The 20,648-nt window shown below is 74.2% G+C and carries 16 protein-coding genes; 12 read left to right on the top strand and 4 right to left on the bottom strand.

Annotation, left to right across the window (positions count from 1 at the left end):
• The first annotated feature begins 338 nt into the window (after nucleotides 1-338).
• The 4 genes from AB0C73_RS13715 to AB0C73_RS13700 all read left to right on the top strand — a co-directional run bounded on the left by AB0C73_RS13715 (nucleotide 339) and on the right by AB0C73_RS13700 (nucleotide 5,161).
• Entirely contained in the window at nucleotides 339-1,502 is a 1,164-nt protein-coding gene (locus tag AB0C73_RS13715; RefSeq protein ID WP_362528638.1) for a four-carbon acid sugar kinase family protein, read from the top strand.
• Nucleotides 1,499-2,533 carry a 4-hydroxythreonine-4-phosphate dehydrogenase PdxA gene (gene pdxA, locus AB0C73_RS13710; RefSeq protein ID WP_362528635.1) on the top strand — a complete coding sequence of 345 codons (1,035 nt, stop codon included), beginning with the start codon at nucleotides 1,499-1,501 and terminating at the stop codon, nucleotides 2,531-2,533. The genes AB0C73_RS13715 and pdxA overlap by 4 nt, the downstream gene beginning before the upstream one ends.
• Nucleotides 2,534-2,625: 92 nt before the next feature.
• A complete protein-coding gene (gene miaB, locus AB0C73_RS13705; RefSeq protein ID WP_362528633.1) occupies nucleotides 2,626-4,158 on the top strand; it encodes a tRNA (N6-isopentenyl adenosine(37)-C2)-methylthiotransferase MiaB in 1,533 nt (510 codons plus the stop codon).
• Between the two features lie 295 nt (nucleotides 4,159-4,453).
• Complete coding sequence (locus AB0C73_RS13700; RefSeq protein ID WP_362528630.1) at nucleotides 4,454-5,161, top strand: class III extradiol dioxygenase subunit B-like domain-containing protein; 708 nt, start codon at nucleotides 4,454-4,456, stop codon at nucleotides 5,159-5,161.
• Nucleotides 5,162-5,261: 100 nt separating this feature from the next.
• On the opposite strand, the gene AB0C73_RS13695 is transcribed toward AB0C73_RS13700, so the two are convergent.
• Entirely contained in the window at nucleotides 5,262-5,531 is a 270-nt protein-coding gene (locus AB0C73_RS13695; protein WP_362528627.1) for an antitoxin, read from the bottom strand.
• A gap of 31 nt (nucleotides 5,532-5,562) precedes the next feature.
• Entirely contained in the window at nucleotides 5,563-5,814 is a 252-nt protein-coding gene (locus AB0C73_RS13690) for a hypothetical protein (RefSeq protein ID WP_362528624.1), read from the bottom strand.
• A 113-nt stretch (nucleotides 5,815-5,927) separates the two neighbouring features.
• On the opposite strand from AB0C73_RS13690, the gene miaA reads away from it, so the two are divergent.
• From miaA to hflX, 6 genes are all read left to right on the top strand, one after another.
• Nucleotides 5,928-6,866 (top strand): tRNA (adenosine(37)-N6)-dimethylallyltransferase MiaA, encoded by a 939-nt coding sequence (gene miaA / locus AB0C73_RS13685; RefSeq protein ID WP_362528621.1) that lies wholly within the window; start codon nucleotides 5,928-5,930, stop codon nucleotides 6,864-6,866.
• A gap of 108 nt (nucleotides 6,867-6,974) precedes the next feature.
• A complete protein-coding gene (locus AB0C73_RS13680; protein WP_362528726.1) occupies nucleotides 6,975-7,439 on the top strand; it encodes a hypothetical protein in 465 nt (154 codons plus the stop codon).
• A gap of 110 nt (nucleotides 7,440-7,549) precedes the next feature.
• Entirely contained in the window at nucleotides 7,550-8,425 is an 876-nt protein-coding gene (gene dapF, locus AB0C73_RS13675) for a diaminopimelate epimerase (protein WP_362528619.1), read from the top strand.
• 236 nt (nucleotides 8,426-8,661) lie between these two features.
• On the top strand, nucleotides 8,662-10,809 hold the full coding sequence (locus AB0C73_RS13670; protein ID WP_362528616.1) for an HD domain-containing protein: 2,148 nt from the start codon (nucleotides 8,662-8,664) through the stop codon (nucleotides 10,807-10,809).
• A gap of 97 nt (nucleotides 10,810-10,906) precedes the next feature.
• The gene (locus tag AB0C73_RS13665) at nucleotides 10,907-12,571 is read left to right on the top strand and encodes a M1 family metallopeptidase (protein ID WP_362528613.1); all 1,665 of its coding nucleotides are present in this window, start codon (nucleotides 10,907-10,909) and stop codon (nucleotides 12,569-12,571) included.
• 123 nt (nucleotides 12,572-12,694) lie between these two features.
• The gene (gene hflX / locus AB0C73_RS13660; RefSeq protein WP_362528610.1) at nucleotides 12,695-14,188 is read left to right on the top strand and encodes a GTPase HflX; all 1,494 of its coding nucleotides are present in this window, start codon (nucleotides 12,695-12,697) and stop codon (nucleotides 14,186-14,188) included.
• An 80-nt stretch (nucleotides 14,189-14,268) separates the two neighbouring features.
• On the opposite strand, the gene AB0C73_RS13655 is transcribed toward hflX, so the two are convergent.
• Nucleotides 14,269-15,453 carry a hypothetical protein gene (locus AB0C73_RS13655; RefSeq protein ID WP_362528608.1) on the bottom strand — a complete coding sequence of 395 codons (1,185 nt, stop codon included), beginning with the start codon at nucleotides 15,451-15,453 and terminating at the stop codon, nucleotides 14,269-14,271.
• A 168-nt stretch (nucleotides 15,454-15,621) separates the two neighbouring features.
• Nucleotides 15,622-16,797 carry a hypothetical protein gene (locus tag AB0C73_RS13650; RefSeq protein ID WP_362528605.1) on the bottom strand — a complete coding sequence of 392 codons (1,176 nt, stop codon included), beginning with the start codon at nucleotides 16,795-16,797 and terminating at the stop codon, nucleotides 15,622-15,624.
• A gap of 413 nt (nucleotides 16,798-17,210) precedes the next feature.
• Between AB0C73_RS13650 and AB0C73_RS13645 the strand changes: the two genes are divergently transcribed.
• A complete protein-coding gene (locus AB0C73_RS13645; RefSeq protein WP_362528723.1) occupies nucleotides 17,211-18,650 on the top strand; it encodes a diaminobutyrate--2-oxoglutarate transaminase family protein in 1,440 nt (479 codons plus the stop codon).
• 49 nt (nucleotides 18,651-18,699) lie between these two features.
• Nucleotides 18,700-20,607 (top strand): IucA/IucC family protein, encoded by a 1,908-nt coding sequence (locus tag AB0C73_RS13640; RefSeq protein WP_362528603.1) that lies wholly within the window; start codon nucleotides 18,700-18,702, stop codon nucleotides 20,605-20,607.
• Nucleotides 20,608-20,648: the final 41 nt, after the last annotated feature.

Genomic DNA, 20,648 nt, shown 5'->3' with positions numbered 1-20,648 from the left:
GCGGCATGGGTGATCCCGCTGCCCGGCGGCAGCGCGCTCGGCGTCGCCCCCCCGGCATCGCCTCCCGGCGCCGACGGCCCGTTCCGGTGCGGTACGGGGCGTCCGCGCGGTCCCGTACGGTCCCGGACGGCCCAGCTCGGCCGACCGGGCCCGAGGGCGGGCCGTCGGCGGAGTGAGCCGGAACCGCTTGTCCCGCGGCCGGGTGCGGGGGCAGGGTTGATCGCGTCACGGACGGTGGTGCGGCCGCCGTCCGAGACGATCGGGTCGACCGGCGCGACCGGGTCGGCCGGGTCGACCGCCGTCCAGCCCGCGCACCCACCCGAGGGACCCACCCGCCGATGCCTGCCGCTCGCACCTCCGAACCCGCTCCCACCTCCACTCCTCCTCGTCCGCTCAGCGTCGTCGTCCTCGCCGACGACCTCACCAGCGCCGCCGACGGCGCCGCGCCCTTCCGCAGGACCGGCCACCGCGCCCTGGTCCGCTTCGCCGCGCCGACCGGGCCCGTCACGCTCGACGCCGGGGTCACCGCGGTGGACCTCGGCACCCGGATCACCGACGAGACGACGGCCGCCGCCCGGATGCGGGAGGCGGCGCAGGCGTACGCGCGCGCGGGCGCCGGGCTGCTCCTCAAGACCGTCGACTCGACCCTGCGCGGCCACGTCGCCGCCGAACTGCGCGCCGCGCTCGCCGGATCGGGCCGCCGCACCGCGATCCTGGCCCCCGCGTTCCCAGCCGAGGGCCGCACGACGGTCGACGGCGTGCAGTACGTGCGGGGCGTACGGGTCGACGAGAGCGCCTTCGCCCGCGACCCGGCGCACCCCGTGCGCACCGCCGACCTCACCCGCCTCCTGCCGGAGGCCACCCTGCTCACCCTCGCCCCGGACGACCTCTCCCCGGACGCCCTCACACAGCTGGACAAGGGCGGGGTGTTCGTCTGCTCGGCGGCCACGGACGCGGACCTGGACGCGCTGGTGGCCGCCGTGCCCCGCCCCGAGGACGTCCTCTGGGTCGGCTCCCCGGGCCTCGCCGACGCCCTGGCCCGCCGCCACCCCCGTACCCCCGCCGCCGCACCGCGCCCCGGACTCCCGCCCGTACACCGCCCCCTGGCCGTCGTCGGCAGCGCCCACCCGGCCAGCCGCCGCCAACTCGCCGCGCTGCGGCCTCTGGACGCCGCCGCGGTGCACACCCCCGAGGAACGGGCCGGCGACCCCGCCCCGCTGCTTCGCCGGCTCGTCGCCGAGAGCCGCGCGGCCGTGCACGAGGGCCGCGCAGACGGCCTCGTGCTCACCGGGGGCGAGACCGCCGCCGCCGTCCTCGTCGCCCTCGGCGGCACCGGGATCGAGCTGTACGACGAACCCGAACCGGGCATCGCCCGCGGCACCCTGCACGGGGAGCACGCGCGCGTGCCCCGGATCCCCGTCCTCGTCAAGGCCGGCGGCTTCGGCGACGACGGCACCCTCGTCCGCCTCACCCGGCTGCTCGCGGCAGGAGGCCCCCGATGACCCACCCCGAGAACGGCCGCCCGCCCGGCCGCCCGCTCGCCGTCACCATGGGCGACCCGCACGGCATCGGCCCGGAGATCACCGTCCGGGCCTGCGCCGACCCGCGGCTGCCCGCGCCCGTCCTCGTCGTCGGCGACCCCGGCACGCTCGCCCGCGCCTGCCGCACCACCGGCGTCGCCCTGCGGGTGCGCCCGCTACGGGACGCGGCGGGGTCGGCGGGCGTGGCGGGCGCGGGCCGTACGCCGGGCGTCCTGGACGTCCTGCCCGAGGGCCCCGCCCTCCCGGCGGAGCCCGCTCTCGGCACCCTCGACGCCGGTGCGGGCGCGGCCTCCTTCGCGTACGTGCGCCGCGGCATCGAGCTCGCCCTCGCGGGAGAGGTACGGGCGCTGGTCACCGCGCCCGTCAACAAGGAGGCGCTGCGGCTCGCCGGTCTCCCGTACCCCGGCCACACCGAGATACTCGCCGAGCTGTCCGGCACCCGGCGCTACGCGATGATGATGGCCAACGACGACCTGCGGATCGTCCTCGTCACCGTCCACCAGTCGCTGCGGACCGCGATCGACTCGCTCACCGTCGCCCGCGAGCTGGAGACGATCCGCCTCGCCGACGAGGCCCTGCGCCGCGCGTGCGGCACGACCGCTCCCCGCATCGCCGTGGCGGGGCTCAACCCGCACGCGGGCGAGAACGGCCTCTTCGGCCGCGAGGACCTCGACATCATCGCCCCCGCCGTGCGCGCCGCCCGCGCCGAGGGCATCGACGCCAGCGGGCCCTGGCCCGCCGACACCGTCTTCATGCGCGCGCGTGCGGGGGAGTTCGACGTGGTCGTCGCGCAGTACCACGACCAGGGGCTGATCCCGGTGAAGTACCTGGGCCTGGAGCACGGCGTCAACATCACCCTCGGCCTGCCCTTCGTGCGCACCAGCGTCGACCACGGCACCGCCTTCGACCTCGCGGGCACCGGCACCGCCGACCACACCAGCCTGCTCACCGCCCTGCGCCACGCGGCCGAGCTGACCACGGCCCGTCCCTGACTCCCGCCCGTCCCTGACAGGGCCCGGTGCCCGGGATCCGCCCCTTCCGGCGAGTCGTGTGAGCACCCTCGCCGCCCCCTTACCCTTGTGGGATGACCAGCAGCAGCGACCGGACCGGAGCAGTGGACGCAGTGGGCGTGACGCGAACGTACGAAGTGCGCACCTACGGGTGCCAGATGAACGTCCACGACTCCGAGCGGCTGTCCGGCCTCCTTGAGGACGCTGGTTACGTCCGCGCCCCCGAGGGTGCCAACGGCGACGCCGACGTCGTGGTCTTCAACACCTGCGCGGTCCGCGAGAACGCCGACAACAAGCTGTACGGCAACCTCGGCCACCTCGCGCCGATGAAGGCCGCCCGGCCCGGCATGCAGATCGCCGTCGGCGGCTGCCTGGCGCAGAAGGACCGCGACACCATCGTCAAGCGGGCCCCCTGGGTCGACGTGGTCTTCGGCACCCACAACATCGGCAAGCTGCCGGTGCTGCTCGAGCGCGCCCGGGTCCAGGAGGAGGCGCAGGTCGAGATCGCGGAGTCCCTGGAGGCGTTCCCGTCGACGCTGCCGACCCGCCGCGAGTCCGCGTACGCCGCCTGGGTCTCGATCTCCGTCGGCTGCAACAACACCTGCACCTTCTGCATCGTCCCGGCGCTGCGCGGCAAGGAGGAGGACCGCCGGCCCGGCGACATCCTCGCCGAGATCGAGGCGCTGGTCGGCGAGGGCGTCTCCGAGATCACCCTGCTCGGCCAGAACGTCAACGCGTACGGCTCCGACCTGGGCGACCGCGAGGCCTTCAGCAAGCTGCTGCGGGCCTGCGGCGAGATCGAGGGCCTGGAGCGGGTCCGCTTCACCTCCCCGCACCCGCGCGACTTCACGGACGACGTGATCGCGGCGATGGCCGAGACCCCGAACGTGATGCCGCAGCTGCACATGCCGCTGCAGTCCGGCTCGGACACCGTCCTGAAGGCGATGCGCCGCTCGTACCGCCAGGAGCGCTTCCTCGGCATCATCGAGAAGGTGCGCGCGGCCATCCCGCACGCCGCCATCTCCACCGACATCATCGTGGGCTTCCCCGGCGAGACCGAGGAGGACTTCGAGCAGACCATGCACGTGGTGCGCGAGGCCCGCTTCGCGAGCGCCTTCACCTTCCAGTACTCCAAGCGCCCCGGCACCCCCGCGGCGACCATGGAGAACCAGGTCCCCAAGGAGGTCGTGCAGGCGCGCTACGAGCGTCTGGTCGCCCTCCAGGAGGAGATCTCCTGGGAGGAGAACAAGAAGCAGGTCGGCCGCACCCTGGACGTCATGGTCGCCGAGGGCGAGGGCCGCAAGGACGGCGAGACCCACCGCCTCTCCGGCCGCGCCCCCGACAACCGGCTCGTCCACTTCACCAAGCCCGACGAGGACGTGCGCCCGGGCGACGTGGTGACCGTCGAGATCACCTACGCCGCCCCCCACCACCTCCTCGCCGAGGGCCCGACCACCGCCGTCCGCCGCACGCGCGCGGGTGACGCCTGGGAGAAGCGGACCGCCGCCGAGGCGGCGAAGCCGGCGGGCGTGCTGCTCGGCCTGCCGAAGATCGGCGTGCCGGAGCCGCTGCCGGCGGCGGACGCGCCGGCCTGCGGGAGCCACTGAAACGCCGACGGGCAGCCGGGCGGCGCCGCGCTGCTGTCGCGCCTGCCCGGCGTGGCAGCCGAGCCCCCGGCGCGCCCGGCCGGGCGGCCCGGTGTCAACCGCCGTGCGTTCGACGCCGCCGTCCCGAGCCGCGGCCTGTGGGGTGGCGGTGGGTGGTGCCCGCCCCCGGGCGGTCGGCCGCACCCGCGCGGATTGCCCGTCCGGCACGGACGGGGCCACCCGTGGCCGCCGTCTGCCGCGCCCGCCGGGTCGGCGAGCCCGCGCCGCAGGCGCCCCGCGCAGTAGGCTGCGGATCATGCTTGTCGCCGCCGCCGTCTGTCCCTGCCCCCCGCTCCTCGTGCCCGCCGTCGCCGCCGGGGCCGCGTCCGAGCTCGACGAGGCCCGGACGGCCTGTTCCGATGCGCTCGGGGTGCTCGCCGCGTCGCGGCCGGACCGGCTCGTCGTGGTCGGGCCCGCCGGTGAGGGCGCCCGCGGGGTGTTCCCCGGCGGATCGGCCGGGAACTTCGCGGGGTTCGGGGTCGGGCTGACCGTACGGCTCGGGGACGGGCCCGGCGGTGACCGGCCGCTGCCCGCGTCCCTGGCCGTCGGCGCCTGGCTCCTGGAGCACACCGACTGGGCCGACGCGCCCGTCGAGGGCCTGGGGGTCGGCGAGTCGCTGGAGACCGTGCGCTGTGCCGACGCCGGCCGCGAGATCGGTGCGTCGGCGGAGCGGGTCGCGCTGCTCGTGATGGGCGACGGCAGCGCCTGCCGCACCGTGAAGGCTCCCGGATACCTGGACGAGCGGGCCGAGCCCTTCGACGCGGCCGCCGGACGGGCCCTCGGCGCCGCCGATCCGGCCGCGCTGCTCGCCCTGGACGCGGAGCTCGCGTACGAACTGAAGGCGGCCGGCCGGGCGCCCTGGCAGGTGCTCGCGGGCGCCGCCGAGGGCGCGGGCCTGGCGGGCCGGCTGCTCTACGAGGACGCCCCGTACGGCGTCGGCTACTTCGTCGCCGCCTGGAGCTAGCGACTCGACGCAGGCGCAGGAGGCGCACGACGGCGGACGGCCGCGGAGCGGTGCGCGCTCCGCGGCCGTCCGCCGTCGCGTGGAGGAGGGGTGACCCGGGTCAGGCGGCCGGCGGCGGCGTCGGGTCGGAGGGGCCCGCCGGGCCCTCGTCCTTGTGGGCAAGACGGTCGATGGCGTGCTTGGCCTTCCCGGTGCCGGACTCGATCTTGTCGCTGTACTTGCCCTTGGTCTTCTCGTCGACCTTCCTGGCGGCCTTCTCCAGGCCGTGCTCCACCTTGTCCCCGTGCTTCTCGGCGAGGCCGGAGACCTGGCCGGAGACCTTGTCCTTGGCAGGGGCGAGCTTGGCCTTCAGTGAATCCAGGAAACCCATGGGGTCACCGTCCCTCGGAGTTCTTCGTGCGCTACTTGCGGGCGCCCTCGCCGGCCGCCCCGCGGTCCGCGGCCTCCTCCACCGACTGCTGCTTGGGGATCTCCACGGTCCCGTCCTTCACCACCGGGGTGGTGTCCTCGGGGGCCTCGGCGGCGGGCTCCGGCGCCTCGGCCCCGGCCTCCGCCTCCTCCTCCGTCTCCGCCGTCTCCTCCGTCACGGCCACGGCCTCGGCGGCCTCCACGGCGTCCTTGCTCTTACGGCGAAACAGTGCGAAAACGCCCATATCTGCTCCCTAGCGTACTCAGGGTCGTCATTCCGCAACAGGCAACGAAGCGGGACAAGAGCCGTCACGTAGCTCATTCGGGGACACGCCACGAGGTTTGCGAGACTGGGGAAGTGAGAAGTGCAGCTCCCGCCTCGCGGGTCATCGCCGTCGTCGGCCCCACCGCGGCCGGAAAGTCCGATCTGGGCGTCTTCCTCGCCAGGGAACTGGGCGGCGAGGTCGTCAACGCCGACTCCATGCAGCTCTACCGGGGGATGGACATCGGCACCGCCAAACTGACGATGGAGGAGCGCGACGGCGTCCCGCACCACCTCCTCGACATCTGGGACGTGACCGAGGCCGCCAGCGTCGCCGAGTACCAGCGCCTCGCCCGCGCCGAGATCGACCGGCTGCTCGCCGAGGGCAAGGTGCCGATCCTGGTGGGCGGCTCCGGCCTGTACGTGCGCGGTGCCCTGGACGTCATGGAGTTCCCCGGCACCGACCCGGAGCTCCGGGCCCGCCTGGAGACCGAACTGGAGGAGCGCGGCTCCGGAGTGCTGCACGCCCGGCTCGCCGCCGCCGACCCCGAGGCCGCCCGCGCGATCCTGCCGAGCAACGGCCGGCGGATCGTGCGCGCCCTGGAGGTCATCGAGATCACCGGCAAGCCCTTCACGGCCAACCTGCCCGGCCACGACTCCGTCTACGACACCGTGCAGATCGGCGTCGACGTCGCCCGCCCCGAACTCGACGAGCGGATCGCCACCCGGGTCGACCGCATGTGGGAGGCCGGACTGGTCGACGAAGTGCGCGCCCTGGAGGCGCACGGACTGCGCGAGGGGCGCACGGCCGCCCGCGCGCTCGGCTACCAGCAGGTGCTCGCGGCGCTCGCGGGGGAGTGCACCGACGACGAGGCCCGGGCCGAGACCGTACGCGCCACCAAGCGCTTCGCACGCCGCCAGGACTCCTGGTTCCGGCGTGATCCCCGGGTGCACTGGCTCAGCGGGGCCGCCGAGGACCGCGGGGAACTCCCCGGACGGGCGCTGACGTTGGTCGAACGAGCGGTTACAGCCTGATCACGTGATGGCATCGGGACGTCATGCCCGTCATTCCGGGGGTCTGCGGCGTGCCATCATCGAGCATCGATCGACCAAGTGGAGTCCGAGTTGGGAGGGCGCGTGGCGATGGAGGCCGGCCCTCGCGACACCGAACAGCAGGCCGCCGTCCGGGGCGAAGACCCCGGTCGGGCGCCCGGTCTGACGCCGGACGGCCCGGACGAGGCCGAGGGCAGCGCCGTCGAGGTGGACGCGGCCGAGGTCGAGGTGGAACTGCGCCCGCAGCGCCGCCTGAGGATCTGGCAGCTCGCCCCGATCGTCGCGCTCGCCGCCGTCGGCTCGCTGATGTTCGCCTTCCCGCTCGCCTTCGGCTCGGGCGACGGCGGCGCCGTCGTCGCCATGCTCGGCCTGCTGATCAGCTCCTGCGCCGCCGGCTGGGGCATGATGGCCGCCCGCCGGGTCGGCTACACCTGGCCCGGGCTCCCGGTCCGCGGCTCCGGCGAGCGCCCGAACTGGCGCGCCCTCGCCCTGTACGTGATCCTCAGCGGCGTCCTGGTCGCCCTGGCCGTCTGGCGCGTCGCCCGTCTGCGCTGACCCCGCCCGTCTGCGCCGACCCCGCCCCGGGGCAGGGCCGGCGCCCCGGCGCCGTACCGCTGGGCGGACCGTCCGGCCCCGCGCCGCGGGGGACCCGTACAGTTGACCCCGTGACCAGCGCGCAGACCTCGCCCCTCGCCTTCCTCAAGGGCCACGGCACCGAGAACGACTTCGTGATCGTCCCCGACGCCGGCAACGCCGTCGACCTGCCCCCCGCCGCCGTCGTGCGCCTGTGCGACCGGCGGGCCGGGATCGGCGGGGACGGGGTGCTGCACGTCGTGCGCAGCGCCGCGCACCCCGAGGCGCGGGAGATGGCCGGCGAGGCCGAGTGGTTCATGGACTACCGCAACGCGGACGGCTCGGTCGCCGAGATGTGCGGCAACGGGGTCCGGGTCTTCGCCCGCTACCTCCAGCACGCCGGGCACGTCACCGCCGGCGAGGTCGCCGTCGCCACCCGCGGCGGGATCAAGCGGGTGCACCTCGACAAGGACGGCTCCGTGACCGTCCGCATGGGCAAGGCCCTGCTGCCCGCGGACGGCGTCACCGTGACCGTGGAGGGGCGCAGCTGGCCCGCCCGCAACGTGAACATGGGCAACCCGCACGCGGTCGCCTTCGTCGAGTCCCTCGACCAGGCCGGCACCCTCTACGACGAGCCGCCGTACGAGCCGGCCGCGGTCTACCCGGACGGCGTCAACATCGAGTTCGTCGCCGACCGCGGCCCCCGGCACGTCGCCATGCGCGTCCACGAGCGCGGCGCCTCCGAGACCCGCTCCTGCGGCACCGGCGCCTGCGCCGTCGCCGTCGCCACCGCCCGCCGGGACGGCGTCGACCCGGCCGAGACCGGCACCCCCGTCACGTACACCGTGGACGTTCTGGGCGGCACCCTGGTGATCACCGAGCACCCCGACGGGGAGATCGAGATGACCGGTCCCGCGGTGATCGTCGCGGAGGGCACCGTCGAGCCGGAGTGGCTCGCCGGCTCGTAAGGTTCTTCGAAGGAAGCACTTGAGGGGTCGCTGGGTGGTTCGTCCGGCTTTCCATGTCTTCTGAGAAGGCCGGAATCGAAACTGTCAACGACTGATTCGTCCCTCGAATGGGTGATCCGTTTCACGCTCGGCGAGAGCGGGACTGCGCCACGTGGTGGGCTCGGTAGCATCAAGCACCGGCCCGCCGGGCACGCCTTGCCCGGCCCCCGCCGGTCGACGCCGCCGGAGGTGCCCCCATGAGCGCAGAGGCCGCCCACCCCGTGAGCGACGCCGAGGCCGCCGCAGGCCCGGACGCTCCGGGCCGCAGACGAGGCCGCCCCAGGATCGATCTGCGCCGCCTCGGCCGTGCCGCGCTGCTCGGCGCGACCGCGGGCCCGGCCGCCCGGGACCGGCTGCCCGACGCCATCGGACATGTCGCCGAGGCCCATCGCGCCCACCATCCGGACACCGACCTGGCCGTGTTGCGCCGGGCGTACGTGCTCGCCGAGTCCTCGCACCGGGGCCAGTTCCGCAAGAGCGGCGAGCCGTACATCACGCACCCGCTCGCGGTCACCCTGATCCTCGCCGAACTCGGCGCCGAGACCACCACGTTGACCGCCGCGCTGCTCCACGACACCGTCGAGGACACCGACCTGACGCTCGACCAGGTGCGGCGCGAGTTCGGCGACGAGGTCGCCTATCTCGTCGACGGCGTCACCAAACTGGAGAAGGTCGACTACGGCGCCGCCGCCGAGCCCGAGACCTTCCGCAAGATGCTCGTCGCCACCGGCAACGACGTCCGCGTGATGTCGATCAAACTCGCCGACCGGCTGCACAACATGCGCACCCTCGGCGTGATGCGCCCCGAGAAACAGGCCCGCATCGCCAAGGTCACCCGCGACGTCCTGATCCCGCTCGCCGAGCGCCTCGGCGTCCAGGCCCTCAAGACCGAACTGGAGGACCTGGTCTTCGCCATCCTCCACCCCGAGGAGTACGAGACCACCCGCGCCCTCATCGCCGGCACCCCCGGCGCGGCCGACGCCCTCGCCGGCATCGCGGACCAGGTCGCCGGTGTGCTGCGCGAGGCGGACATCGGCGCCGAAGTCCTCGTCCGGCCCCGGCACTTCGTCTCCGTCCACCGGGTCCGCCTCAAGCGCGGCGAGCTGCGCGGCAGCGACTTCGGGCGGCTCCTCGTCCTGGTCGCCGAGGACGCCGACTGCTACGCGGTCCTCGGCGAGCTGCACACCTGCTTCACCCCGGTGGTCTCCGAGTTCAAGGACTTCATCGCCGCCCCCAAGTTCAACCTCTACCAGTCGCTGCACACCGCGATCGCGGCCCCCGACGGCGCCGTCGCCGAAGTCCTCATCCGCACCCACCAGATGCACAAGGTCGCCGAGGCCGGCGTGGTCGCCCTCGGGAACCCGTACAACGGGCCGGAGACGGGCGAGGCCGTCGAGGACGGCGAGCGCGTCGACCCCACCCGCCCCGGCTGGCTCTCCCGGCTCCTCGACTGGCAGCAGTCCGCCCCGGACCCCGACACCTTCTGGAGCTCGCTGCGCGCCGAGCTCGCCCAGGACCAGGAGATCACCGTCTTCCGCACCGACGGTGGCACGCTCGGCCTGCCGGCCGGCGCCACCTGCGTCGACGCCGCCTACGCCGAGCACGGCGAGGCCGCCCACAGCTGTCTCGGCGCCCGCGTCAACGGCCGGCTCGCCCCGCTGAGCACCGTCCTCCACGACGGCGACACCGTCCAGCTGCTGCTCGCCCAGGACTCCACCTCGGGGCCCTCCCCGCAGTGGCTGGACCACGCCCGCACCCCCGCCGCGCAGATCGCCATCACCGGCTGGCTCCAGGCCCACCCCGAGGCCGCCAAGATGCCCGCCGCCGCCCCCCGCCCGCCGGTCAGCGTCACCGCCGACCGGCGCACCGGCAGCCGGCTGCGCGCCGAGCTCCCCGGCGGACCGGAGGGCGCCGCGCCGCCCGCCGTACGCCCCGCGGGCTGCTGCACCCCCGTGCCGCCCGACGAGATCACCGGCTTCGTGGTCCGCGGCGGCTCCGTCACCGTGCACCGCACCGGCTGCGCCTCCGCCGACTCCATGAAGCGGCTCGGCCGGGCCCCCGTCACCGTCCACTGGGGCGACACCGCCGAATGCCGGGTCACCCTGGTCGCCGAGTCCTTCGGGCGCCCGCGGCTGCTCGCCGACCTCACCGAGGCCATCGCGGCGGAGGGCGTCGGCGTCGTCGCCGCGACCGTCGAGCCGCCCAGCGAGCAGCGGGTCCGGCACACGTACACCCTCCAACTCCCCGACGCCGCCGGGCTGCCCGCCCTCATGAAGGCCATGCGCGACGTGCCCGGGGTGTACGACGTGAGCCGCGCCCGGCACCCGGCCTCGCCACAGCTGTAGTTGTGCGCGCCGGGGCGATCCGCCGGGCGTGACTCCTTCGGGTGGCGCACGCGCGCGCCGTCCCCGGGAGCGGCCCCGGCCCTGGTAGCGGTAGCGCATGTCGCTCCCCTCCCGCGCCGCCCCCGTCCGCTCCGAGCACACCGGCCGGCCGCCGTCCCCACGCGCGCGTGCGCCACGGCAGACGCCACGGCCGACGCCTCGACCGGGTCCACGCGGTCCACGCGCCCGCGTGCTGCGCTCCGCCGTGCTCGTCGCCCTCTCCGCGGGCCTGGTCGCCGCCGCGGTGCCCGTCCCCGCACCGCTCGGCATCGGCGACCCGCTCTTCCCGCACCTGGGCAATCCCGGCTACGACGTCCTCTCGTACGACATCGCCCTCACCTACCCCGGCAGGAACACCGAGCCGCTGGCCGGCGTCACCACCATCGAGGCGCTGGCGACCGACGACCTGCCGCGGCTCCACCTCGACTTCACCCATGGCACCGTCTCCGCCGTCACCGTGGCCGGTGAGCCCGCCGGCTTCGCGAGCAGCGGCGAGGACCTGGTGATCACCCCCTCCCGGCCGGTCGAGCGCGGCGAGGCCGTCGAGATCGCCGTCACCCACACCAGCGACCCCCGGGGCCCCGCCGACTCCGGCGGCTGGGTGCGCACCGGCGACGGACTCGCCATGGCCAACCAGGCCGACGCCGCCCACCGGGTCTTCCCGTCCAACGACCATCCCTCCGACAAGGCGTACTTCACCTTCCGGATCACCGCCCCCGACCGCTTCACCGCCGTCGCCAACGGCCTGCCGGAGAGCCGGGAGCAGCGCGACGGCAGCACCACCTGGACCTACCGCACGGCCCACCCCATGGCCACCGAGCTCGCCCAGGTCTCCATCGGGGAGTCGGCCGTCGTGCACCGCGAGGGCCCCCACGACCTGGCCGTCCGCGATGTCGTGCCGGCCGCCGACAAGGAGCTCCTGGAGCCGTGGCTGGAGCGGACCCCCGGGCACCTGGAGTGGCTGGAGCGCCGGATCGGCCCGTACCCCTTCGAGAACTACGGGGTGCTGATCGCCGACGCCGACACCGGCTTCGAGCTGGAGACCCAGACCCTGTCGCTCTTCGAGCGCCGCCTGTTCACCGAGCCCGGCTACCCCGAGTGGTACGTCGACTCCGTGCTGGTCCATGAACTGGCCCACCAGTGGTTCGGCGACAGCGTCTCCCCGCGCGCGTGGTCCGACCTGTGGCTCAACGAGGGACACGCCACCTGGTACGAGGCGCTGTACGCCGAGGAGGGCGGCGGGCCCACCCTGGAACGGCGCCTGAAGGCCGCGTACGGCGCCTCCGACCAGTGGCGCGCGGACGGCGGCCCGCCCGCCGCGCCCAAGCCGCCGGAGCCCGGGCAGAAGATCAGCCTCTTCCGGCCGGTGGTGTACGACGGCGCCGCGCTGGCCCTGTACGCGCTGCGCCAGGAGATCGGCACCGAGGCCTTCGAGCTGCTTGAACGCCGATGGGTGGCCCAGCACCGGGACGGCACCGCCACCACCGCCGACTTCGTGGCGCTGGCCGGCGAGGTCGCCGGGCGCGACCTGACCGGCTTCCTGCACGACTGGCTGTACGCGGCGAAGACGCCGCCGATGCCCGGGCACCCCGACTGGACGTCACGCGCGCCGAAGACGGCGAAGGCATCGAAGGGGCCGAAGGCTCCGGAGGCGGTCAGGGCCATGGAGGCGATGAACGGTCCCGAGGCGGTGAAGGCTCCCGAGGCGGTGAAACCGGGGTGACGGGCCCCGTCCGGCCGTGTCACCATCGTCGGGTCGGCGACGCGGCCGGACGGGCGGGAATTCTCCCGCGGTGTCACGCGTTGTGACCGGCGTAACGGATTTCTTCTTCGACGTAAGGATCAAATGACCTCCTCTTCATCCCCTTCCCAGGACAAGCAGAGCTTCGCGGACACCCGCCGCACCGAGAGCCTTCGGGCCGATGCCCTGATGGAAGAGGACGTCGCCTGGAGCCACGAGATCGACGGAGCGCGGGACGGCGAGCAGTTCGACCGCTCCGAGCGCGCGGCCCTGCGCCGTGTCGCCGGCCTCTCCACCGAGCTCGAGGACGTCACCGAGGTCGAGTACCGGCAGCTGCGCCTGGAGCGCGTGGTGCTGGTCGGCGTATGGACCTCGGGGACGGTGCAGGACGCGGAGAACTCGCTGGCGGAGCTCGCGGCCCTCGCCGAGACGGCGGGCGCCCTCGTGCTCGACGGTGTCATCCAGCGCCGTGACAAGCCGGACCCGGCCACCTTCATCGGCTCGGGCAAGGCCCAGGAGCTGCGGGACATCGTGCTCGATACCGGCGCCGACACCGTCGTGTGCGACGGTGAGCTCAGCCCCGGCCAGCTGATCGCCCTCGAGGACGTCGTCAAGGTCAAGGTGGTCGACCGGACCGCCCTGATCCTCGACATCTTCGCCCAGCACGCCAAGTCGCGGGAGGGCAAGGCGCAGGTCGCCCTCGCGCAGATGCAGTACATGCTGCCGCGACTGCGCGGCTGGGGTCAGTCGCTGTCCCGTCAGATGGGTGGCGGCGGCGGTGGCGGCATGGCCACCCGTGGTCCCGGTGAGACCAAGATCGAGACGGACCGGCGACGGATCCGCGAGAAGATGGCGAAGATGCGCCGGGAGATCGCGGAGATGAAGACCGGCCGCGACATCAAGCGCCAGGAGCGCCGGCGCAACAAGGTGCCTTCGGTCGCCATCGCCGGATACACCAACGCCGGCAAGTCGTCCCTGCTCAACCGCCTCACCGGCGCGGGCGTGCTGGTGGAGAACGCACTGTTCGCCACCCTCGACCCGACCGTGCGGCGGGCCGAGACGCCCTCCGGACGGGTCTACACCCTGGCCGACACCGTCGGCTTCGTCCGGCACCTGCCCCACCACCTGGTCGAGGCCTTCCGCTCCACCATGGAGGAGGTCGCCGACTCCGACCTCATCGTGCACGTGGTGGACGGCTCGCACCCGGCCCCGGAGGAGCAGCTGGCGGCCGTGCGCGAGGTGTTCCGCGAGGTCGGCGCCATCGACGTGCCGGAGATCGTGGTCATCAACAAGGCGGACGCGGCGGACCCGCTGGTGCTCCAGCGGCTGCTGCGGGTCGAGAAGCACTCGATGGCCGTCTCCGCCCGCACGGGCGAGGGCATCGCCGAGCTGCTCGCGCTGATCGACGCCGAGCTGCCGCGCCCGCAGATCGAGATCGAGGCCCTCGTGCCGTACACGCACGGCGGACTGGTCTCGCGGGTGCACGGTGAGGGCGAGGTGATCTCCGAGGAGCACACCGCGGAGGGCACCCTGCTCAAGGCGCGGGTGCACGAGGAGCTGGCCGCGCAGCTCGCCGCGTACGTGCCCGCCGCGCACTGAGCGGAGCAGACAGGCACGAAGAAGGCGCCGGCCGCCTCCCGTGAGGGAGACGGCCGGCGCCTTCCGTCCGTGTCGGAGGGTCAGCGGGCGAACTTCTTGCTGACCATGTCGTGGGCCGCCTTGGCGCCCCTGCCCAGCTGCGGTCCGGCCAGCCAGCCGTTGCTCCCCGCCGGGCCGATCGAGGTGTTGGACACCAGCGCCGTGGTGCCGTTGGGCAGCACCCGGAACCAGCCGCCGCCCGACGAACCGGCGGTCATCGTGCAGCCGATCCGGTACATGACCGGCGTGGCCGGGGCCGTGGCCAGGCGGGTGGCCCGGTCCAGGCACTTGTGCATGATCACACCGTTGTACGGCGGCGCTCCCGGGTAGCCCCAGGCGCCGATGGTTCCGGCCTGCGCGGGCTGCGGGGCGGAGAAGTCGACCGGCAGGGCGGCGCCGACAGTTTCCTCCAGGGACTTGCGGCCCTGCTGCGGCTGCACGTGCAGCACGGCGTAGTCGTACGGCCAGGCCTGGTTGGTGCCGCCGCTCTGGATCCACTCGCCGGAGGTCACGGCCCAGTCGGCCCAGTACTGGCCGTAGGGGTAGATCTCGTACCCCTGCGCGTTGCGCAGCGAGGCCGGGGACTTGCCCTTGTCGTTGAAGGCCGGCGCGAACATGATGTTGCGGTACCAGCCGCCCTTCTTGCCGGCGTGCACGCAGTGCCCGGCCGTCCACACGAGGTTGGACTTCCCGGGGCGGCGCGGGTCCTTCACGATCGTGCCGGAGCAGGCCATGTGGCCCTCGGGCGCGTCGAAGAAGATCTTGCCGACGGGAGCCGCGTAGCGGTGGTACGGGGTCTTCTCGCGCTGCGCCGTCACGGGCCGCGGCGTGGGGTCGCTGCCCCCGCTCGTCGCCTGCGTCTCGATGGTCTGGTCGGGGCTCTTGGCGGTCTGCATCCGCTCGCCGTCCCAGAGATCCTCGATCACCGGGTTGACGAAGTCGTCGGCCTCACGGAGCCAGGTTTCCCGGTCCCAGTTCTTCCACTCGCCGCCCTTCCACTTGTCCAGGTCGACGCCGTGCTTCTTCAGCCTGTCGGCGAGGTCCTTGGGAAGGCCGGACGAGGAACCGGCACCGGAGCCGCCCTCGGACGGGCTCGCGGTGGCGGTGGTGCCGGCGGGTTTGTCGGCCGCCGGGGTCTCCGTCGGGCCGCAGGCCGTGGCGGTCAGCGCCAGCGCGAGCGCGGCCGCGACGCCGCCGGCGGCGGGCAGGAGTCGTATGGAACGCATGAAGTGGTGTCCCCCTGGAATGTCCGGCGCGTCCGGCCGGGAGGGCAGGGCCGGTCGCCGCTGCCGCCCGATCGCCATGGACGCGTCATGATGCGGTGCACAGTATGCCCGCGGATGCCCATGGAACCGGGCGGGACCGAGGGGTCCCGCCCGATTCCACACGGAGCCTTACTGGTTCGCGTACTTCTTGCTCACACCCTCGTAGAGGGCCTTGGCCTCGGGGCCGAGCCGCGGGCCGGCCAGCCAGCCCGCCGTCACCGGGCCGATCGAGGTGTTCGACACCAGCGCCGGCTTGCCGTCCTTGCCGGTGGCCACCCAGCCGCCGCCGGACGAACCGCCGGTCATGGTGCAGCCGATGCGGTACATCGTCGGCTGCTCGGCCTTGATGGACAGGCGGCCCGGCTTGTCCGCGCACTGGAACATCTTCTGCCCGTCGAAGGGCTTGCCCGCCGGGTAGCCCGTCGCCGTCATGCTCGCGATCTTCGGGACCGCCGGGGCGTTGAAGTCCACCGGGAGCGCCGAACCGACCGTCTCCTCCAGGGACTTGCCGTTCCCGCCCTTCTCCGGCGTCACGTGCAGCACCGCGAAGTCGTACGGCGCGCCCTTGCCGCCGGTCTGGCCGCCCTCGTCGATCCACTGCTGCGAGGTCTGCGCCCAGTCGCTCCACCACACGCCGTACGGCGCGATCTGCTCACGGGTCGCGTTCTCGAGCGCGGAGGTCGGCTTGCCCGCGTCGTTGTACGACGGCACGAAGGCGATGTTGCGGTACCAGCCGCCCTTCTGGCCGGCGTGCACACAGTGCCCGGCCGTCCAGACCATGTTGGACTTGCCCGGGTGCGCCGGGTCCTGCACGACCGTGGCCGAGCAGACCATCGAGCCCTCGGGGCTGTCGAAGAACACCTTGCCGGAGGCCGGGGAGTTCGCGTGGTACGGCGGCCGCACGGCCTTCGCGGACACGGCGGCCGGCGTCGGGTCGGTCACACCCTTGTCACCCGAGATGTCCTCCTCCTCGACCGGCTTGTCGGGGCGCTCGGCGTCCCGCATCCGGTCCGGGTCCCAGAGGTCCTCGATGATCGGGTTGACGAAGTCCTTCGCCTCGCGCAGCCACTTGTCGCGGTCCCAGTTCTTCCACTCGCCGCCGCGCCACTTGTCGACGTCGATCCCGTGCTCCTTCAGACGGTCCTTCAGATCGTCCGGAATCGTGATCTTGCCGTCGGCGGAAGGCGTCGCGGCGCTGGGCGTGTCACCCCCCGCGTTGTCCTCGGTCGGACCGCAGGCAGTGGCCGTCAGCGTCAGCGCCGCGACGGCGGACGCCGCGGCCAGCAGCGGACGAATCGATCGCATCTCGTGATCCCCCTGGGACTACGTCAACTTGTGCATCAGTGAACAGCGGCGGAACGAACAGGCGTTCCGCGTGAAGCCCCCACTATGCCGGTGCCGGAGGGGACGGTACGACGCAGGTCCGCGGTTCCGGCACCGGCAGGGCCGTTGCCATGCCGTGACCCGGGACACGCCAAGGAACTTGGCCCCGGCCCGTGATCCCCGGCAGGCCCCGTCGTTGGTACGTACGGGGGACACACCGGCAGCCTTTGCGACGCCCTTCCGGGTGGCCCCGCACCGTACTGATGTGCAACGCAACCGTTACAGCGGGAGGACAGCAAGACGTGGCCGTGACCGAACCAGCTCCGGCCGTACCACCGGACGCGCGGACCCGTGACGAGCGGCGCGCGACCGGCGAGGGGGGCGCCCACGAGGGCATCCTGCGCCGCCAGGCGCAGCGTGAATCCGCCGCGCGCACCTACGCGCGCTCGCTGCCGATCGTCCCCGTCCGGGCCCGGGGACTCACCATCGAGGGCGCCGACGGGCGCCGTTACCTCGACTGCCTGTCCGGCGCGGGCACCCTCGCCCTCGGGCACAACCACCCGGTGGTCCTGGAGGCCGTCCGCAAAGTCCTCGACTCGGGCGCGCCGCTGCACGTCCTGGACCTCGCCACCCCGGTCAAGGACGCCTTCGTCACCGAGCTGTTCGCCACCCTGCCGGCCAAGCTCGCCGCCGACGCCCGCATCCAGTTCTGCGGCCCGGCCGGCACCGACGCCGTCGAGGCCGCCCTCAAACTCGTCCGCACCGCCACCGGCCGGCACGGCGTCCTCGCCTTCAGCGGCGCCTACCACGGCATGACGGCCGGCGCCCTCGACGTCTCCGGCGGCGCCACCGACGTCCGGGTCGCCCGGCTGCCCTACCCGCGCGACTACCGGTGCCCGTTCGGCGTCGGCGGCGAGCGCGGCGCCGAACTCGCCGCCCGCTGGACCGAGACGGTCCTCGACGATCCCAAGAGCGGCATCCCCGACCCCGCCGGGATGATCCTCGAACCCGTCCAGGGCGAGGGCGGCGTCATCCCCGCCCCGGACAGCTGGCTGCGCCGGATGCGGGAGCTCACCGAGGCCCGCTCCATCCCGCTGATCGCCGACGAGATCCAGACCGGCGTCGGGCGCACCGGCGCGTTCTGGGCGGTCGACCACGCCGGCGTCGTCCCCGACGTGATGGTGCTCTCCAAGGCCATCGGCGGCTCCCTCCCGCTCGCCGTCGTCGTCTACCGCGCCGAACTCGACGCCTGGGAGCCCGGCGCCCACGCCGGTACCTTCCGCGGCAACCAGCTCGCCATGGCGGCGGGCGCCGCGACCCTCGCGTACGTACGGGAGAACGGCCTGGCCGAGCGCGCCGGCCTGCTCGGCGCCCGCATGATCGCCCGCCTCCAGGGCCTGGCCGCCGCCCACCCGTGCGTCGGGGACGTGCGGGGACGGGGGCTGATGCTCGGCGTCGAACTGGTCGATCCGGAGTACGGAACGGGTGGCCGCGGTGGCGGGGGCGCGGCGGCGGGTTCCGACGGCTCGGCCGGAGCCGGGGCCTGGGACACCGGCACCGAAACGGCCGGGTCCGGGGGGACCGGAGCCACCGGCCCCGGCGCCCACGACCTCGCCCCGCCGCCCGACCCCGAGCTCGCCCTCGCCGTCCAGCGCCAGTGCCTCGACCGCGGTCTCATCGTCGAACTCGGCGGCCGGCACAACGCCGTGGTCCGGCTGCTGCCGCCGCTCACCCTCACCGACGAGCAGGCGGAAGCCGTCCTCGACCGCTTCGCCGACGCCCTGGCCGCGGCCGAACGGGCCCACCGCACCCGCCCGTCCGGGCCGTCCCGCTGAACCCCGGACCGACCCTGCCCGGTCCCTTCCCCCCTCCCAAGGAAGCCCCGTGAACCCGACTCCCACCGCCGCCCCCGCCAGCGGATCCGGCACCGCGACCGCGACCGTCGACGGACCGCCGCCCGCCCCGGCCGGGGTCCCGCGCCAGTACCCGGGCCCCCACCCCGGCCCGTACACCGCCGTGCCCGCCGACCTGCCCGACCGGCCCGCCGACCTGTCGGCCGACCCGCTGGACGACGCCGACCCCGCGCGGGCCGCCGACGCCGCCGCCACCGAGAACCTGCTGCGCTGCTGGGTACGGGAGAAGAACCTGCCGTCCCCGGAACCGGGCACCGCCGGCCCGGGCCCCGCGCTGCGCATCCCGCTCGACGCCAGCGGCACCGCCCTCCTCGTCCCCGTCCGCCACTGGTCGCCCACCGGCTGGCACCGCTTCGGCGCCCCCGTGCTCGAAGGCCTCCCCGGCACCGCCCCCGCCGTCGACGCCGTCACCCTGGCCGCGCTGATCAGCCGCGAGACCGGCCGCTCCGAGGCCACCGAACTCGTCGGCCGGGTCGCCGACTCCGTCCGCCGCACCGCCGAGTTCATCGCCGACCGCCGCCACGACCCGGGCCCCGCCCCCGAGGCGGACCTCTTCCTCACCGCCGAGCAGTCCCTGCTGCTCGGCCACCCCCTCCACCCCACCCCCAAGAGCCGCGAAGGACTCTCCGAGGCCGAGGCCCGGCTCTACTCGCCCGAGCTGCACGGCTCCTTCCCGCTGCACTGGATGGGCGTCCACACCGACGTCCTCGCCACCGACTCCGCCTGGACCGAACAGGGCCGCCCGGTCGCCGCGGCCCAGCTCACCGCCGGTCTCGCCGACGGCCTCACCCTTCCCGCCGACACCGTCGCCCTGCCGGTCCACCCCTGGCAGGCCCGCGAGCTTCGGCACCGTCCCGCCGTCGCCGCGCTGCTCGACGCCGGGCTGCTCCACGACCTCGGCCCGTACGGCGAGCCGTGGCACCCCACCTCCTCCGTCCGCACCGTGCACCGCCCCGGCGCCCGTGCCATGCTCAAGCTCTCCCTCGGCGTCCGGATCACCAACTCCCGCCGGGAGAACCTCCGCAAGGAACTCCACCGCGGCGTCGAGGTGCACCGGCTGCTCCGCACCGGACTCGTCGACCAGTGGCAGGCCGCCCACCCCAGCTTCGACGTCGTCCGCGACCCGGCCTGGATCGCCGTCGACACCCCCGACGGGCAGCCCGTCACCGGACTCGACGTGATGATCCGGCACAACCCCTTCGGGCCCGCCGACGACGCCGTCTGCCTCGCCTCGCTCACCGCCCCCCGGCCCTGGCCCGGCTCCCCCCGGATGCGCTCCCGCCTCGCCGACCTCGTCCTCCGGCTCGCCGCCCGCACCGGCCGGCCCACCACGGCCGTCGCCACCGAGTGGTTCCTGCGCTACCTCGACCTCGTGGTCCGCCCCGTCCTGTGGCTGGACGGGCAGGCCGGCGTGGCCCTCGAAGCGCACCAGCAGAACACCCTGGTGCTCCTCGACCCCGAGGGCTGGCCCGCGGGCGGCCGCTACCGCGACAACCAGGGCTACTACTTCCGCGAGTCCCGCCGCGACGAGCTGGAGAGCCGGCTGCCCGGCATCGGCTCCGTGAGCGACACCTTCGTCTCCGACCAGGTCACCGACGAGCGCTTCGCCTACTACCTCGGCATCAACAACGTCCTCGGCCTCATCGGCGCGTTCGGCTCCCAGCACCTCGCCGACGAGCGCGTCCTGCTCGCCGCGCTGCGCCGCTTCCTCAGCGGCGCCACCGGTCTCGGCTCGCCGCTGCCGCACCGGCTCCTGGAGGCCGCGACCCTGCGCTGCAAGGCCAATCTGCTCACCCGGCTGCACGGCCTCGACGAACTGGTCGGCCCCGTCGACACCCAGTCCGTCTACGTCACGATCACCAACCCGCTGCGCGCCTGACCCGTCTGGTACGTACCGGACCGCCTGACCCGTCTGGTACG

The organism is Streptomyces sp. NPDC048623, assembly GCF_040650755.1.
In the GTDB taxonomy this organism is placed as follows: Bacteria; Actinomycetota; Actinomycetes; order Streptomycetales; family Streptomycetaceae; genus Streptomyces.
This window is presented reverse-complemented; position numbering and strand designations above follow the sequence as displayed.

What these genes read in the sequence shown, in the direction of transcription:
- AB0C73_RS13715 (WP_362528638.1), top strand. Translation starts at nt 339, where the DNA reads ATGCCTGCCGCTCGCACCTCCGAACCCGCTCCCACCTCCACTCCTCCT.
- pdxA (WP_362528635.1), top strand. Translation starts at nt 1,499, where the DNA reads ATGACCCACCCCGAGAACGGCCGCCCGCCCGGCCGCCCGCTCGCCGTC.
- miaB (WP_362528633.1), top strand. Translation starts at nt 2,626, where the DNA reads ATGACCAGCAGCAGCGACCGGACCGGAGCAGTGGACGCAGTGGGCGTG.
- AB0C73_RS13700 (WP_362528630.1), top strand. Translation starts at nt 4,454, where the DNA reads ATGCTTGTCGCCGCCGCCGTCTGTCCCTGCCCCCCGCTCCTCGTGCCC.
- AB0C73_RS13695 (WP_362528627.1), bottom strand. Translation starts at nt 5,531, where the DNA reads ATGGGTTTCCTGGATTCACTGAAGGCCAAGCTCGCCCCTGCCAAGGAC.
- AB0C73_RS13690 (WP_362528624.1), bottom strand. Translation starts at nt 5,814, where the DNA reads ATGGGCGTTTTCGCACTGTTTCGCCGTAAGAGCAAGGACGCCGTGGAG.
- AB0C73_RS13680 (WP_362528726.1), top strand. Translation starts at nt 6,975, where the DNA reads ATGGAGGCCGGCCCTCGCGACACCGAACAGCAGGCCGCCGTCCGGGGC.
- AB0C73_RS13670 (WP_362528616.1), top strand. Translation starts at nt 8,662, where the DNA reads ATGAGCGCAGAGGCCGCCCACCCCGTGAGCGACGCCGAGGCCGCCGCA.
- AB0C73_RS13665 (WP_362528613.1), top strand. Translation starts at nt 10,907, where the DNA reads ATGTCGCTCCCCTCCCGCGCCGCCCCCGTCCGCTCCGAGCACACCGGC.
- hflX (WP_362528610.1), top strand. Translation starts at nt 12,695, where the DNA reads ATGACCTCCTCTTCATCCCCTTCCCAGGACAAGCAGAGCTTCGCGGAC.
- AB0C73_RS13655 (WP_362528608.1), bottom strand. Translation starts at nt 15,453, where the DNA reads ATGCGTTCCATACGACTCCTGCCCGCCGCCGGCGGCGTCGCGGCCGCG.
- AB0C73_RS13650 (WP_362528605.1), bottom strand. Translation starts at nt 16,797, where the DNA reads ATGCGATCGATTCGTCCGCTGCTGGCCGCGGCGTCCGCCGTCGCGGCG.